13 protein-coding genes are annotated in these 14,566 nt (G+C 69.4%); 7 read left to right on the top strand and 6 right to left on the bottom strand.

Annotation, left to right across the window (positions count from 1 at the left end):
• Positions 1-200: 200 nt before the first annotated feature.
• Both aceB and aceA read right to left on the bottom strand, forming a co-directional pair.
• Positions 201-1,805 carry a malate synthase A gene (gene aceB, locus BLW75_RS33600; RefSeq protein WP_034315784.1) on the bottom strand — a complete coding sequence of 535 codons (1,605 nt, stop codon included), beginning with the start codon at positions 1,803-1,805 and terminating at the stop codon, positions 201-203.
• A 99-nt stretch (positions 1,806-1,904) separates the two neighbouring features.
• Positions 1,905-3,191: an isocitrate lyase gene (gene aceA, locus BLW75_RS33595; RefSeq protein ID WP_016336576.1), complete on the bottom strand. Its 1,287-nt coding sequence runs from the start codon at positions 3,189-3,191 to the stop codon at positions 1,905-1,907.
• Positions 3,192-3,419: 228 nt separating this feature from the next.
• Here aceA and BLW75_RS33590 point away from each other — a divergent pair, with 228 nt between their 5' ends.
• Positions 3,420-4,847 carry a short-chain fatty acyl-CoA regulator family protein gene (locus tag BLW75_RS33590; protein ID WP_034315786.1) on the top strand — a complete coding sequence of 476 codons (1,428 nt, stop codon included), beginning with the start codon at positions 3,420-3,422 and terminating at the stop codon, positions 4,845-4,847.
• A gap of 78 nt (positions 4,848-4,925) precedes the next feature.
• Positions 4,926-5,750, top strand: coding sequence for an NAD(P)H-binding protein (locus BLW75_RS33585; RefSeq protein WP_034315788.1), 825 nt, complete (start codon positions 4,926-4,928; stop codon positions 5,748-5,750).
• On the opposite strand, the gene BLW75_RS33580 is transcribed toward BLW75_RS33585, so the two are convergent.
• Positions 5,747-6,943 carry a serpin family protein gene (locus BLW75_RS33580; protein ID WP_034315915.1) on the bottom strand — a complete coding sequence of 399 codons (1,197 nt, stop codon included), beginning with the start codon at positions 6,941-6,943 and terminating at the stop codon, positions 5,747-5,749. The genes BLW75_RS33585 and BLW75_RS33580 overlap by 4 nt on opposite strands.
• Positions 6,944-7,044: 101 nt before the next feature.
• Here BLW75_RS33580 and ilvA point away from each other — a divergent pair, with 101 nt between their 5' ends.
• Positions 7,045-8,301 (top strand): threonine ammonia-lyase IlvA, encoded by a 1,257-nt coding sequence (ilvA, locus tag BLW75_RS33575; RefSeq protein ID WP_034315790.1) that lies wholly within the window; start codon positions 7,045-7,047, stop codon positions 8,299-8,301.
• Between the two features lie 56 nt (positions 8,302-8,357).
• Positions 8,358-8,924, top strand: a complete 567-nt coding sequence (locus BLW75_RS33570; protein ID WP_198935777.1) for an NADAR family protein — start codon at positions 8,358-8,360, stop codon at positions 8,922-8,924.
• A gap of 103 nt (positions 8,925-9,027) precedes the next feature.
• On the opposite strand, the gene BLW75_RS33565 is transcribed toward BLW75_RS33570, so the two are convergent.
• Entirely contained in the window at positions 9,028-9,786 is a 759-nt protein-coding gene (locus tag BLW75_RS33565) for an acyltransferase (RefSeq protein ID WP_007031648.1), read from the bottom strand.
• A gap of 53 nt (positions 9,787-9,839) precedes the next feature.
• Between BLW75_RS33565 and BLW75_RS33560 the strand changes: the two genes are divergently transcribed.
• From BLW75_RS33560 to BLW75_RS33550, 3 genes are read left to right on the top strand one after another with little or no spacing between them, the layout of a single operon-like run.
• Positions 9,840-10,799 (top strand): nucleoside hydrolase, encoded by a 960-nt coding sequence (locus BLW75_RS33560; RefSeq protein ID WP_034315794.1) that lies wholly within the window; start codon positions 9,840-9,842, stop codon positions 10,797-10,799.
• Positions 10,799-11,926, top strand: a complete 1,128-nt coding sequence (locus tag BLW75_RS33555; protein ID WP_034315798.1) for a C40 family peptidase — start codon at positions 10,799-10,801, stop codon at positions 11,924-11,926. Before BLW75_RS33560 ends, BLW75_RS33555 begins: the two co-directional genes overlap by 1 nt.
• Before the next feature lie 19 nt (positions 11,927-11,945).
• On the top strand, positions 11,946-12,476 hold the full coding sequence (locus BLW75_RS33550; protein ID WP_034315800.1) for a hypothetical protein: 531 nt from the start codon (positions 11,946-11,948) through the stop codon (positions 12,474-12,476).
• Here BLW75_RS33550 and BLW75_RS33545 read toward each other — a convergent pair.
• The gene (locus tag BLW75_RS33545; RefSeq protein WP_034315802.1) at positions 12,452-13,306 is read right to left on the bottom strand and encodes an NAD(P)H-binding protein; all 855 of its coding nucleotides are present in this window, start codon (positions 13,304-13,306) and stop codon (positions 12,452-12,454) included. The two genes, BLW75_RS33550 and BLW75_RS33545, sit on opposite strands and share 25 nt — an antisense overlap.
• 30 nt (positions 13,307-13,336) lie before the next feature.
• Positions 13,337-14,503 (bottom strand): NAD(P)/FAD-dependent oxidoreductase, encoded by a 1,167-nt coding sequence (locus BLW75_RS33540; protein WP_034315805.1) that lies wholly within the window; start codon positions 14,501-14,503, stop codon positions 13,337-13,339.
• Positions 14,504-14,566 lie beyond the last annotated feature (63 nt).

Here is a 14,566-nt window from a genome sequence, read left to right as displayed (position 1 = left end):
GAAGACCCCGTCCACGGTGGTGTGGTGAGGACGGGGTCTTCGCGGCGAAGCGCACGCCCGACAGCGCTACCGGAGGGGCGCGCGCGTGAAGCGGGTCCGGTGACGGGGAGCCGCCGCCACCGGACCCGTTGGGCCACACCGTCCCAAACCGGTGTGGAACCCGGCCGCCCCGCGTCAGGTAAAGGCGGCCGGAGCCTGCGTCACCGCGCGGTCAGGTACCGCGCGTACGCGCCGGTGGTGAGGAAGCTCGGCAGCTTCTCGCCCAGCGCGGTCTCGGTGAAGATCTCGTAGGCGTCGCCGAGCCGGTTGCCCTCGCCCAGTTCGGCCCGCACCGACGCCAGCTCTTCGTCCAAATAGGACACGGCCAGCTCGCGGGTGAGCGCGGTGCCGTCTTCGAGCTTCGTGCCGTTGCGGATCCACTGCCACACCTGGCAGCGGGCGATCTCGGCGGTGGCGGCGTCCTCCATCAGGTTGTGGATCGCCGCCGCGCCCGTACCGCGCAGCCAGGCGTCGATGTAGCGCAGCGCGACGTTGATGTTGGCGCGGACACCGGCTTCGGTGACCTCGCCGCCCGCGCTGGCCACGTCGAGCAGGTCCTCGGCGGTGACGACGACGTCCTCACGGAGCTTGCCGAGCTGGTTGGGCCAGCCGCCGAGCACGCCGTCGAACACCTCGCGGCAGACCGGGACGAGGCCGGGGTGCGCGACCCACGATCCGTCGAAACCGTCGTTCGCCTCGCGTTCCTTGTCCTGGCGGACCTTCTCGAGGGCGGTCGCGTTGATCTCCGGGTCCTTGCTCGGGATGAACGCGGCCATCCCGCCGATGGCGTGCGCCCCGCGCTTGTGGCAGGTGCGCACCAGCAGTTCGGTGTAGGCCCGCATGAACGGGACGGTCATCGTCACCTGCGCGCGGTCCGGGAGCACGAAGTCCGCGCCGTGCGACGAGAAGTTCTTGATGACGCTGAAGATGTAGTCCCAGCGGCCGGCGTTCAGCCCGGAGACGTGCTCGCGCAGTTCGTAGAGGATCTCCTCCATTTCGAACGCGGCGGTGATCGTCTCGATCAGCACGGTGGCCCGGACGGAGCCGCGCGGGATGCCGAGTTCCCGTTGCGCCAGCAGGAAGACGTCGTTCCACAGCCGCGCTTCGAGGTGGTTCTCGAGCTTCGGCAGGTAGAAGTACGGGCCGCTGCCGCGGGCCAGCAGCTGGCGCGCGTTGTGGAAGAAGTAGAGGCCGAAGTCGACCAGGCTCGCCGAGACCGGGCGGCCGTCGATGCGGATGTGCTTCTCCACCAGGTGCCAGCCGCGGGGGCGGGCGACGATCGTCGCGGGTTCGTCGCCGATGGTGTAGCGCTTGCCCGCTTCGGTGGTGAAGTCGATGTTGCGGCGGATGGCGTCGAACAGGTTGATCTGGCCGTCGATGACGTTGTGCCAGGTCGGCGAGGTCGCGTCCTCGAAGTCGGCGAGCCAGACCTTCGCGCCGGAGTTCAGCGCGTTGACCGTCATCTTGCGGTCGGTCGGGCCGGTGATCTCGACGCGGCGGTCTTCGAGACCGGGCGCGGCCGCAGCGACCGACCAGCTGCTGTCGTCGCGGACGGCCCGCGTCTCGGGCAGGAAGCCCAGCGGCTCCTCACCGGACTGGAGCTTCTCGCGGCGCAGGCGCCGGGCGTCGAGCAGCTCGCGGCGGCGGCCGGCGAACGCGTTGTCCAGTTTGGCCACGAAGTCCAGTGCGGCCGGGGTGAGGATCTCGTCGAACCGGTCACCGGCAGGTCCGCAGACGTCGATCCGGTAGTTCAGCTTCTCAACCATGGTGTGCCTCCGCTGGGGCTTCGCGAGAGATAGAAGAGGAAGGGAGGTGGCGGTCTCCCGGGGTCGAAAGACCGCCACCCGTCACCTACTTGCGAGGGATCAGAACTGCTCGGCCTCGGTGGAGCCGGCGAGCGCGGTGGTCGAGCTCTCCGGGTTCAGCGCGGTCGCGACGTTGTCGAACCAGCCGGTGCCGACCTCGCGCTGGTGCTTCGTGGCGGTGTAACCGCGGTCCTCCGAAGCGAACTCGCGCTCCTGCAGGTCGACGTAGGCGGTCATGCCCTCGCGGGCGTATCCGTGCGCCAGGTCGAACATCGAGTAGTTCAGGGCGTGGAAGCCGGCCAGGGTGATGAACTGGAACTTGTAGCCCATGTGGCCGAGCTCGCGCTGGAACTTCGCGATCGTCGCGTCGTCCAGGTGCTTCTTCCAGTTGAACGACGGCGAGCAGTTGTAGGCCAGCATCTGGTCCGGGTACTTGGCCTTGATCGCCTCGGCGAACTGGCGGGCGACCTCGAGGTCCGGCTTGGAGGTCTCCATCCACAGCAGGTCGGCGTACTCGGCGTAGGCCAGACCGCGGTCGATGCAGGGGTCGATGCCGTTGGTGACGTTGTAGAAGCCCTCGGCGGTGCGCTCGCCGGTGACGTACTTGCGGTCACGCTCGTCGACGTCGCTGGTGATCAGCGTGGCGGCCTGCGCGTCGGTGCGGGCGACGATCAGCGACGGCACGTTCAGCACGTCCGCGGCGAGGCGGGCGGCGTTCAGCGTGCGCTCGTGCTGCTTGGTCGGGATCAGCACCTTGCCACCGAGGTGACCACACTTCTTCTCGGACGCGAGCTGGTCCTCCCAGTGCACACCCGCGGCACCGGCGGCGATCATGCCCTTCATCAGCTCGAAGGCGTTGAGCGGGCCACCGAAACCGGCCTCGGCGTCGGCGACGATCGGGGCGTACCAGTCGATGTCGGTGTTGCCCTCGGCCCAGTTGATCTGGTCGGCGCGGCCCAGCGCGTTGTTGATGCGGCGGACGACGGCCGGCACCGAGTTGGCCGGGTAGAGGCTCTGGTCCGGGTAGGTCTGGCCGGAGAGGTTGGCGTCGGCGGCGACCTGCCAGCCCGACAGGTAGATGGCCTTGAGGCCGGCGCGCACCTGCTGCACGGCCTGGTTACCGGTCAGGGCGCCCAGCGAGTGGACGTAGTCCTCGGTGTGCAGGAGGTCCCACAGCTTCTCGGCGCCGCGGCGAGCGAGCGTGTGCTCCTCGACCACGCTGCCGCGCAGCTTGACCACGTCAGCCGCGGAGTACGAACGCTTCACGCCCGCCCAGCGGGGGTCGGTCTCCCACTGCTTGGCCAGTTCGGCGGCCGCCTGCTCCAGCTGCTGCGCGTGCTGAGTCATCGGATTCTCCCGGTGTTGCGAAGTTTGCGAGTGATCGCCTTTCCTGACCAGACCCTGACATGACAGGGGAAATCCGATCCAGGCCTCCAATTTGCCAATTTCTGCGAAGCTTCCGTAGCATCTTGCAAAGGTTGCGAATCGCAGATTCGCAAGCAGAGGCAAAATCCACGGGCTTGACCGTTCACTGAATCGTTCAGGCCCGGAAACCTTGCGGACAGAGAGGCCTCAGTGGACAAAACCTTCGCCGGAGCGAAGCTGCGGCATCTGCGCGAAAGCCGGTCGATGAGCCAGGCCGACCTGGCTCGTGTGCTGGAGATCTCACCCAGTTATCTCAATCAGATCGAGCACAACTCGCGTCCGCTGACCGTCCCGGTGCTCCTTCGCATCACGCAGGCGTTCGGTGTGGACACCGAGTTCTTCGCGAACAACGACACCGCCCGGCTCGTCGCGGACGTGAAGGAGGCGCTGCTCGACGAGGTCCTCGGCGTGGACGTCACGAACAGCGAGCTCAACGACCTTGCCACGAACCTGCCGACGATCGCCCAGGCCCTGGTCAAACTGCACCGCAGCTATCGCAACGCCGTGGAGAACACCGCCGCGCTGACCACGGAAAACGGGCTGGGCATGCACGGCAGCGCGGCGGGCTCGTTGCCGCACGAAGAGGTCCGCGACTTCTTCTACGAGCGGGAGAACTACGTCGCCGAGCTGGACGAACGCGCCGAGCGGATGGCGCACGACATCCCCCTGCAGCGTGGCCAGGTGCTCGCGGCGCTGAAGGAGACCCTGATCCAGCGCTACGGCGTCGACGTCACGAACGAAGGCATCGACGAGACCAACGGCGAACAGCACCGGTACGAACCGGGGCCGCGAGTGCTGCGGCTGGCGCCGAGCCTGCGCGTCGGGCAGCAGGCGTTCCGGATGGCCTCGCAGATCGCGCTGCTCGAATACGACGACCTGATCACCGAACTCGCCGACTCGTGGGCGTTCTCCGGGCCCGCCGCGCGTTCGCTGGCACGCGTGGGGCTCGCGAACTACTTCGCGGGCGCGCTGATCCTCCCCTATGGACCGTTCCTGGCGAGCGCGGAACGCTTCCGCTACGACATCGAGCGGCTCTGCGACCACTTCGGCGTCGGCTTCGAGACGGTCTGCCACCGGCTCTCCACGTTGCAGCGCCCGAAGAACCGCGGCGTGCCGTTCTCGTTCGTGCGGGTCGACCGGGCAGGCAACATGTCGAAACGCCAGTCCGCCGCGGGTTTCCATTTCTCGCGCGTCGGCGGCGCGTGTCCACTGTGGAACATCTACGAGGCGTTCGCCCAGCCGGGCAAGATCCTCACCCAGATCGCGACCCTGCCCGACGGCAAGAGCTACTTCTGGGTCGCGCGGACGGTGTCGCGCAACATCGGCGGCTACGGCAGCCCCGGCAAGACGTTCACCGTCGGCCTCGGCTGTGAACTACGGCACGCGAAACGGCTCATCTACTCGACCGGGCTCGACCTCGACGATCGCGCCGCGGCCACCCCCATCGGCATGGGATGCAAAGTCTGCGAACGCCCGGCATGCTCGCAGCGCGCGTTCCCGACGATCGGCAAACAGCTGACCGTCGACGAGAACACCAGCACCTTCGTCCCGTACCCGGCGGTGCCCAAGTCGCCTTGAGCCGTCCTGATCTCCCTGGCAGGGTGACCGTCGACGGCCGCGGCCTGTGACGGCGGCCACCGCACTGGGGAGAAAAGAATGATCTTGGTGACCGGGGCAGGCGGCAACGTCGGCTCGGAACTGACCGCGATCCTGGCGCGTGGCGGGCATCCCGTCCGAGCGCTGGTCCGCACGCCGCGGCCGTTGCCGGACGGCGTCGAAGGGGTGACAGGAGATCTCAACGAGCCGGCGAGCCTGAAGCCCGCGTTGGCCGGTGTCCGGGCGGTCTTCCTGCTCGGCGGCTACGAGAACATGCCGGGCGCGCTCGCGGTGATGCGGGACGCGGGCGTCGAGCAGGTCACACTGCTGTCGTCCCGCTCGGTCGTCGGCGGGCACACCGACAACGCCGTCGCGGGTATGCACATGGCGGCCGAGGCGGCGGTGCGCGCTTCGAAGCTGGCGTGGACCTTCCTGCGGCCGAGCGGGTTCATGTCGAATTCGCTGCAGTGGGTCCCGCAGCTTCGCGCCGGGGATGTCGTCCGCGAGCCGTTCGCGAACGTCCCGGTGGCGACGATCGACCCGTACGACATCGCCGCCGTCGCCGCGGAGTCGCTGACCACGCCGGGACACGAAGGGCTCGCGTATGCCATCACCGGACCGGGTTCGCTCCGGCCCGCCGACCGGCTCCGTGTCCTCAGCGAGCTGCTCGGAAGGGAGCTACGGCTGGAACCGCTTTCGGACGCCGAGGCCCGCGTGACGATGAGCGCGGAGATGCCGGAGAAGTACGTCGACGCCTTCTTCCGCTTCTTCGCCGAGGGCGAGTTCGACGACTCGGCGGTCACGAATGCCGTCCAGGACCTCACCGGACGGGAGCCGCGGCCGTTCGCGACCTGGGCACGGACGCATCTGGCCGCGTTCCGCTAGCCGGCGGCCGGGTCGCCGATCCGGCCGAGGAACAGCGGCGCCCCGGTGGCCGTGTCGGTGATGACGAAGAGGAACGGGCGGTCGGCGGTCACGGTGCGCGGCAACTCGGCCGACACGGCTCGGGCGTCGACCCCCGTGGCCGCCGCGGCCTCGGTGCCCTCCTCGTCGACCTGGACGAAGGTCTTGTGCTGCACCGAAGCGATCCGTAGCCGGGCTTCGTCGGTGATGCCGCTGAAGTCCGCGCCGGGTTCGAACGCCGTGGGCATGCCCGCCTCCTTGAGCGGCGCCGTCAGGTCCAGCGCGGACCGGACGGTGAACCTGGGCATGGCCAGTTCCACGGTGGCAGGCCGGATCTCGCCGAGCAGCGCGGCGATTCCCTTGCCGCGAAGGGCGTCGATCGCGGCGGGCACGATCACGGTGAAGGCCAGCCGCCCGCCGCGATAGGGCAGCGTGACCGCCTGATACCCCGGCCCTTCGGCGTAACCCAGCTGGATCTCCGGAGCCGTGCGCATCATCGGGACGGTCACCGCCGACCCGTCGGCCCTGGTGAACGGCGCGTCCATGGTGAGGTCGCGGGGGAATTCCCGCGCCCATGGCACTTTCAGGTACAGGGCGTTGGCGAGGACGAGCCTGGTGTCGCCGGTGATCGACTTCTCCGGGAACAGGTCTTCGATCCTGCCCTGGGTCTGGTCCGCCACCGTCCGGTTGATCCGATCACGGGCGCCGCCGGGGTCGGCGACGAAGTCCTCGTCCCTCGTCGCCGCACCGAACCGGTCGCGCACCACGTCCCGGTACCCGGGCTTGATCCCGAGCCCCCGCTGGATCCAGGCCGTGTTCGACACCTTCAGATCCTCGTGGCCGGCGACCGGCGGGACGGGAGGCCCGTCTCCGGGAAGACGCAGCACCTTCCGGATCTGCGCCGCGGTGTCGCCCTTCGCGCCGGCGCCGACCATCTGCACCGCCGTGGAGACGCTCACCGGCGACAGCACGAGGTTCGGCCCGCTCGCCAGGGCGGGCGCGGTGAGCAGGTCGAGCCCGAAGCCGCCGGCCGCCTCGACCGCCGCGGCCATGTCGGAAGCCACCTGCTGGGTCACGGGCAGCGGCGCTGGTGGTTCTTCGCGGGCGGGTTCCGCACCGCACGCCGTGAGCAGCACGACCAGGCCGAGCGCGAGGGACCGAGTGAACACCGTCATGACCGGGAGACGGTCTTCGTGTCCGGTTCGGTTGCACCGGGCCAGGCGGAAAGCGGACGTCTCTCCGTCGTGGCCGGGGCCGGTCAGTACATTCAGCATTCGTGCAAGGGATCGAAACGGTGAGCGCCCGAACGGTCGAAGAGGCCGCCAAGCGATTGGCCGGGGTGGTGACCCGCACGCCGCTCGAACCGAACGAGCGGCTCTCGGCGCGGGTCGACGCCCGGGTCTGGCTCAAACGCGAAGACCTGCAGACCGTGCGCTCGTACAAGATCCGCGGCGCGTACAACTACATCGTCCAGCTAGACGCGGAGCACCGTGAGCGCGGCGTCGTCTGCGCGAGCGCGGGCAATCACGCGCAGGGCGTCGCGTACGCGTGCCGCCGGCTCGGCGCGAACGGCCGCGTCTACGTTCCCGGCACGACTCCCCGCCAGAAGCGCGAGCGGATCGCGACGCTGGGCGGCTCGCATATCGAAGTCATCGTCGTCGGGGAGACCTACGAAGACGCCTTCACCGCCGCGAAGCACGACGCGGAGACGACCGGAGCGACGCTGGTCCCCGCCTTCGACGCGCCGGAAACAGTGGCCGGCCAGGGCACGGTCGCGATGGAGGTCGTCGCGCAGCTCGGGTTCATCCCCGACGTCATGGTGGTGCCCGTCGGCGGTGGCGGGCTGCTCGCGGGGATCGCCGCGTGGGCCGCGGAACGGGCGCCGGAAATGCGGATCGTCGGCGTCGAACCGGCGGGCGCGACCTGCATGGCGGCCGCGCTGGCGGCCGGTGAGCCCGTGCGGCTCGAAAACGTCGACACCTTCGTGGACGGCGCGGCGGTCGCGCAGGCCGGAGCGGTGACATATCCGCTGGTCCGCGACGGCGGTGTCGAGCTCACCGACGTCGCCGAGGGCGCGATCTGCACGGAAATGCTCGCGATGTACCAGTCCGACGGCGTGATCGCCGAACCCGCGGGCGCGCTCGCGACCGCCGCGCTGGGCACGGCGGTGAAGATCGACCCCGGGCAGATCGTGGTGTGCGTCGTCTCCGGCGGCAACAACGACGTCAGCCGCTACGGCGAAGTGCTCGAACGGTCGCTGATCCACGAAGGACTGAAGCACTACTTCCTGGTGGGTTTCCCACAGGAGCCCGGCGCGCTGCGGCGGTTCCTCGACGAGGTCCTCGGGCCGGACGACGACATCACGCGGTTCGAGTACGTGAAGCGCAACAGCCGCGAGACCGGCCCGGCGCTGATCGGCGTCGAACTCGCGCGGCCCGGTGACCTGGAAGGCCTGCTGCACCGGCTGGAGGCGAGCCCTCTGCAGGTGGAACGGGTGGAACCGGGGAGCCCGCTGTTCCATTTCCTGGTCTGAACCGCCGCGGTGGGCCACTGAGGGACTTGTCGGTGGCCTGTGGTCCACTGGTCGCCATGGTGAGCAAGGTCGACGGAGTCCGGAGTCTCGATGCGTTGCGCGAGCTGGTCCACAGCGGCGCGGAGCCCGAGTACCAGCTCTTCTACGGCCACACACCGCTCAAGAGCGGCCGGATCAACGCGGCCTGCCTGAGCCAGTGGTGGCTGGCGCCGTTCGTCGCGGGCGGCGAGCGGTACCCGACGGCCGAGCACTACATGATGGCGAGCAAGGCGGAACTGTTCGGCGATCACGAGGCCGCGGCCGCCATCCGTCAGGCACCGGACCCCAAGACCGCCAAGATCCTCGGCCGCGAGGTCACCGGTTTCGACGCCGAGGTCTGGGAGCGGCACCGCTTCGACATCGTCATCGACGGCAACCTCGAGAAGTTCCGCCAGCACGCCGAAGAGCGCGAGTTCCTGCTGTCCACGGGCGACAAGGTGATCGTCGAGGCGTCCAGGATGGACTTGGTCTGGGGCAGCGGCCTCGCCCGCGAGGACAAGAACGCCACGCGCCCCGACTACTGGCGCGGGCAGAACCTCCTGGGCTTCGCGCTCATGGAGGTCCGGGAGCAGCTGCGCGGCTAGTGCACGCGTAACTCGCGTGATCAGGAACGTAACTCACGTGATCAGAGGCGTAACTCGTGAGTTACGCCTCCGATCACGCGAGTTACGCCTTCGATCACGCGAGTTACGAGTCGACGCCCAGGGTTTTCTGCAGTGCCTTGTTCGCCTTGCGCGCCATGTCGGCGACGGCTTCGCGGCGGGCGGCGTCGGCGGCGTAGTCGTCCTGCCGGTTCCGCACCACGCGCGCGGGTGAACCGACGGCGATCGAGTAGTCCGGGATCTCGCCCCGCACCACGGCGTGCGCGCCGAGGACGCAGCCGCGGCCGACCCGGGTGCCCTTGAGCACGGAGACCTTGGTGCCGATCCAGGTGTCGGGCCCGATCCGCACCGGCGACTTCACGATGCCCTGGTCCTTGATCGGGACGGTGATGTCGGTGGTGACGTGGTCGAAGTCGCAGATGTACACCCAGTCCGCGACGAGCGTGGCCGCGCCGAGTTCGATGTCGAGGTAGCCGTTGAGGACGTTCTGCCGCCCGAACACCGCCTTGTCGCCGATGCGCAGCGAACCCTCGTGGCAGCGGATCGCGTTGCCGTCGCCGATGTGCACCCAGCGGCCGATCTCCAGCCGCCCGTAGCCGGGGCGGCAGTGGATCTCGACGTCCTTGCCGAGGAACACCATCCCCCGCAGGATGATGTGCGGATTCGCGATCCGGAACTTCAGCAGCCGCCAGTAGCGGACGAGGTACCAAGGCGTGTACGCGCGGTTTCGCAGCACCCAGCGCAGCGAGTCCTTGGTCAGGAACTTCGCCTGACGCGGATCACGACGGGCCTGGCCCCAAGCGCGGAGCCGTGACAGCGCGGGCGCACCCCACATGGACGTCATACCGGTGACCGTAACCTGTGTTCAGGCCGCCGACCGCAAAGGGGAGCACGCGCATGGGCACCAAGCTGATCATCGACACCGACCCGGGGGTCGACGACGCCTTCGCGCTGGCGCTGGCCGCGCAGTCCGAGGACGTCGATCTCCTCGGCGTGACCACGGTGTTCGGCAACGTCCCGCTGAGCCACACCACCTCCAACGCCCGCCGCCTGCTGCAGCTTTTCGGCCGTGACGACGTGCCGGTCGCCGCCGGCGCCGCGCGGCCGATGGTGTACGACAACGCCAAGCCCGCCGGGTTCGTCCACGGCCAGGACGGCCTGTCCGGCCACGCCGGGACGCTGCCGGAGGCGAAGCGCCCGCTCGACGAACGCGGCGCCGTCCGGCTGCTGGTGGATCTGCTGGAAGCCGCCGGCGAGCCGGTGACCATCGCCCCGATCGGCCCGCTGACGAATATCGCGCTGCTGCTGGCGGCCCATCCGGACATCCGCGAGAAGATCGGCCGGATCGTCGTCATGGGCGGCGGAGTGACCAAGGGGAACTCCACCACGGCGGCCGAGTTCAACATCTGGAGCGACCCCGAGGCCGCGCGCCGGGTGCTGGTCGACGAGGACATCCCGACGGTGCTGGTCCCGCTCGACATCACGCACCAGTGCTCGGTCGACACGGACTGGCTCGGCAAACTCGCCGCGTCCGGCCCGCTCGGCGCGGCGCTCGAAGCGCTGACCCCGACGTACGTGAAGCACTACACCCCGATCCTCGGCATGCCGGGGATGGTCATGCACGACGCGGTCGCGGTGGCCGAAGCGATCCGGCCGGGCATCCTCGACCTCGAGCCATACCCCGTGGACGTCGAGTGCGGCTTCGGCCCGGCGCGCGGCGCGACACTGGTAGACCGGCGAAGGCTGGGAAACACCGCCCCGCAGGCCGTGCCGGGCCGCACCATCGACATCGCGCTGACCACCGACGTCGACGCCTTCCGCGACTTCGTCCTCGGCCGGATCACCGGGGGCCGGTGATGGAGCAGGAAACCTCGCGCCGCCGCAGACTGCCGGTGATCCTCGCCGCCGTCGTCGTCGCGGGCGCCGCCCTGGTCGCCGCCATCACCTTCGCGCCGAAGGACGCACCGAAGACGGAGGCCGCCGCCGTCCAGTCCTCGGCTCCGCCCGCGCCGCCGTCGACGTCGTCCGCCCCGGCGGAAATGCCGAAGGAACAGCCGAAGGTCCCGCAGCAGATGGGGAAGGAATTCGACGCCTGGGTGTCGAAGACCAGCGGCTGGCTCGACATCCCGCTGCGCGCGATGACCGGATACGCGAAGACCACCGTCGCGCTGAGCAAGGAAACGCCGGGATGCCGTCTTTCCTGGGTGACGCTAGCCGCGCTCGGGAAGATCGCCTCCGATCACGGCCGCGCCGCGGGTTCGGGCCTGAACGCCGATGGCGTGCTGACCAAACCGCTCGGCGCGGTCGAGGTCCGCGACTTCTACAACAAGGTCGTCTCGTCCGCGAACGCCAGCGGCCCGCTGCAGCTGACGCCGTCGGTGTGGAACCAGTTCCAGGCCTCGGCCACCGGCGGGAAACCGGACCCGCAGAACATCGACGACGCCACGCTCACCGCCGGGCGGGCCCTGTGCGCGGGCGGCCGCGACCTCGGCCAGGGCCAGACGTGGTGGAACGCGGTGAGCACGCTGCAGCCCGCGCCGCTGCTGATGCACCGCACGCTCGCGACGGTGAACGTCTACGGCACGGTCGGCCAGAGCCCGCAGCCGCCGAACGCGGCGGCCTTGAGCGCGGTCAACTTCGCCATCGACAAGATCGGGCTGCCCTACGTCTGGGGCGGCAACGGCACCGGTGGCGGCGACCCCGGTTTCGACTGCTCCGGGCTGACGACGGCCGCGTACGCGAGTGCGGGCGTCAAGCTCATGCGCACCGCCCACACGCAGTATCACAGCGTGAACAAGGTGGCCGATCCGCAGCTGGGCGACTTGATCTTCTACGGCGAGCCGAACACGAAGATCCACCACGTCGGGCTGTACATCGGGAACCAGCAGATGATCGACGCCCCGCAGACCGGGCAGGCGGTGCAGGTGCACACCTACCGGAAGCAGGGCGACGATTACGCCGGAGCGGGCCGCCCGACGGCCTGAAGCGGCATAAGGTGACCGCGTGTATTCACCGATCCCGGTCCTGAACGAACTCAAGGACCTCTACGACTCGGCCCGCGACTACCTGGCCGACGGTTTCGAGCTGTCCGACTACGACGACAAAAGCAGCTTCCCGCAGGAGCTGGACGACCCCGCGTTCCTCGCGCGGCTGATCCCCTTCGCCCAGGCGAACGGCAGCGGCTCGACCTACGCGATCTGGCGGGCCGACGACGGGACGGACCTCGCCCGGTCGCCCGTCGTGGTCTTCGGCGACGAGGGCGGTGAGCACGTCGTCGCGCGCGACTTCACGGATTTCCTGCGGCTACTGGGTTTCGACGCCGAAATCATGGTCGATCACGACTCGGCGTACTACTACCGCGAGGAAGACGACGACCACAGCGGCTCGCACGAACGGTACGTCGAGTGGCTCCGTGAGCGGGGCCTGACGCCGGCCGAGGATCCGGACGGCGTCGTGGCCGCCGCTCAGAAGGCCTACGGGGAACGGTTCCGGGCGTGGATCACGCCGTTCTACGCGAAGGTCGGCTGGGCCTGAAAAGCCGGAGCGTTGTCCCGCGCCCAGTCGGCGAACGTGCGCGCCGGACGGCCGAGGAGTTCTTCCACCGTGGTGGTCGTCGGCCCGGGGCGCTCGCTGTAGTCGGCCAGTGAGCCGAGCAGCCGGGCGGGGACTTCCTCGGGCAGCCCCTGCGCGAGCATGCCCTGCCGTACTTGCTCGGGGGGAAGCTCCTGAAAGGACAGTGGCCGGTCGATGGCCGCGCCGATGAGCCGCACCTTTTCGTGCTGATCCACCGATTCCGGACCGGTCAGCGTGTACACCGATCCCACCGGGACGCCGCCGAGAAGGGCGCGCGCGGCGACCTCGGCGATGTCGGTTTCGTGGATCGGAGACGTGGCCGCCCGGCCGTACGCGCCGCGCACCACGTCGCCGGCCTTGATCTGCGGTGCCCAAGCCAGCGCGTTGGCGGCGAAATCCGCCAGGCGCAGCACCGTCCACTCCAGACCTGAGCGCGTGACGAGGTCTTCGGCGTATTGGAACTGTGCGGCGAATCGGGCCTCCCCGACCGGGTGCTCCACGGTGGTGGCCGACAGGAGCACCACACGCCGGACACCTCGCTCGGCCGAGAGCTTCAGGAGCTCTTCGAGGCCGGGGCCGGTGGCACGCGGGCTGATCTGGATCGCTTCGACACCCTCCAGCGCCGTCTCGATCCAGGCGGGATGAAACAGGTCTCCAGCAACGACTTCCGCGGTGCCGGGGAGACCGGTCCCGTCGCCGCGAGTGACCGCGCCGACGGAGGAACCCTGGTCCAGCAACACATTCATCACCTGACGTCCCACGACGCCGTTCGCTCCGGTGATCAGGATCATGATCGTTTCCTTTGTTCGGCGGGTGGGTGGTCAGACAGTGACGGGCGCTTCGGCCGGGACGACACGGCGGCGACGGGCCGGGAGCATCGACGTCGGATGCGAGATGCTCCAGGCCGCGGCCTTACAGATGATCTCCTTGAGCCGGGCGGCGGTCTTGCCGGTGAGCGCGGAGTCCTTGGGCCGGTCGTCCGGGGTCACCCACTGCACGACGGCGTCGCGGCGGCCGAGGCTGACGCACTGGCCGGTGTACCCGATCTTGTTCTCGGGGAGCGAGCCTCCGGTCAGGCGGGCGACGATGGCGTCGGCCGCGCGGTAGGCCGTGGGAACCCCCGAGGCGCAGGACATCCGCAGTGGCGTCCCGTTCACGCCCGTCGCGAACGCGGCGTCGCCGACCGCGTAGACGTCCGCGTGCGAGACCGACCGCATCGTGTCGTCCACGACGATCTGTCCCGTCGCGGAGACTTCCAGCGTCGTGGCGGCGGCGATGTGGTGGGCGGCGAAGCCCGCCGTCCAGACGGTCACCTCGGCCGTGATGGCGCGGCCGTCCGCGGTCATCGCTCCGGTCCGCCCGACGCTCGTGATGTCGGTGTCCTCGTGCACGGTGATGCCGAGCCGGTCGAAGGTGCCGCGCAGGTGACGCTGGGCCTTCTCGCTCATCCAGTCGCCGAGGCCGCCGCGGATCGCGAAAGAGACTTCGAGATCCGGCCGGGCTTCCGCGATCTCCGTGACGCCTTCGATGCCGGTGAGGCCGCCACCGACGACGAGGACCGTTCCGCCCGCGGCGAGATCGGCGAGGCGCGATCGCAGCCGCAGCGCGGAACCCTTGCCGTCGATGTGGTGGGCGTGCTCGGCGACGCCGGGAACGCCGCTGTCCGCGGCGGCGCTGCCGAGGGCGTAGACGAGCGTGTCGTAGGCGATTTCGCCGTCGGAGAGGGCGACGGTCTTGCCTTCGGTGTCGACAGCGGTGACCCGGGCGATCCGCACCCCCACGCCCGTGCCCGCGAAGACGTCGGTCAGCAGGCGGGGCTTCAGGTCCTGACCGGTCGCGAGCTGGTGCATGCGGACCCGCTCGACGAACTCGGGATCGGCGTTGACGAGGGTGATCTCGGTGTCGGCGGGGTGCAGCCGCTTCGCGAGACGCCCGGCGGCGTTGGCTCCGGCGTACCCGGCTCCGAGGACGACGATTCGATGCTTCATGGTCTCACTCCTGTCCGGTCGGTGTTCGCTTCCTGAACCGGACAGCGGCACGAAACCTGACAG

This window comes from Amycolatopsis lurida, assembly GCF_900105055.1.
GTDB classification, from domain to species: Bacteria; Actinomycetota; Actinomycetes; order Mycobacteriales; family Pseudonocardiaceae; genus Amycolatopsis; species Amycolatopsis lurida.
The sequence above is the reverse complement of the archived record's forward strand: the minus strand, read 5'-3'. Positions and strand labels throughout refer to the sequence as shown.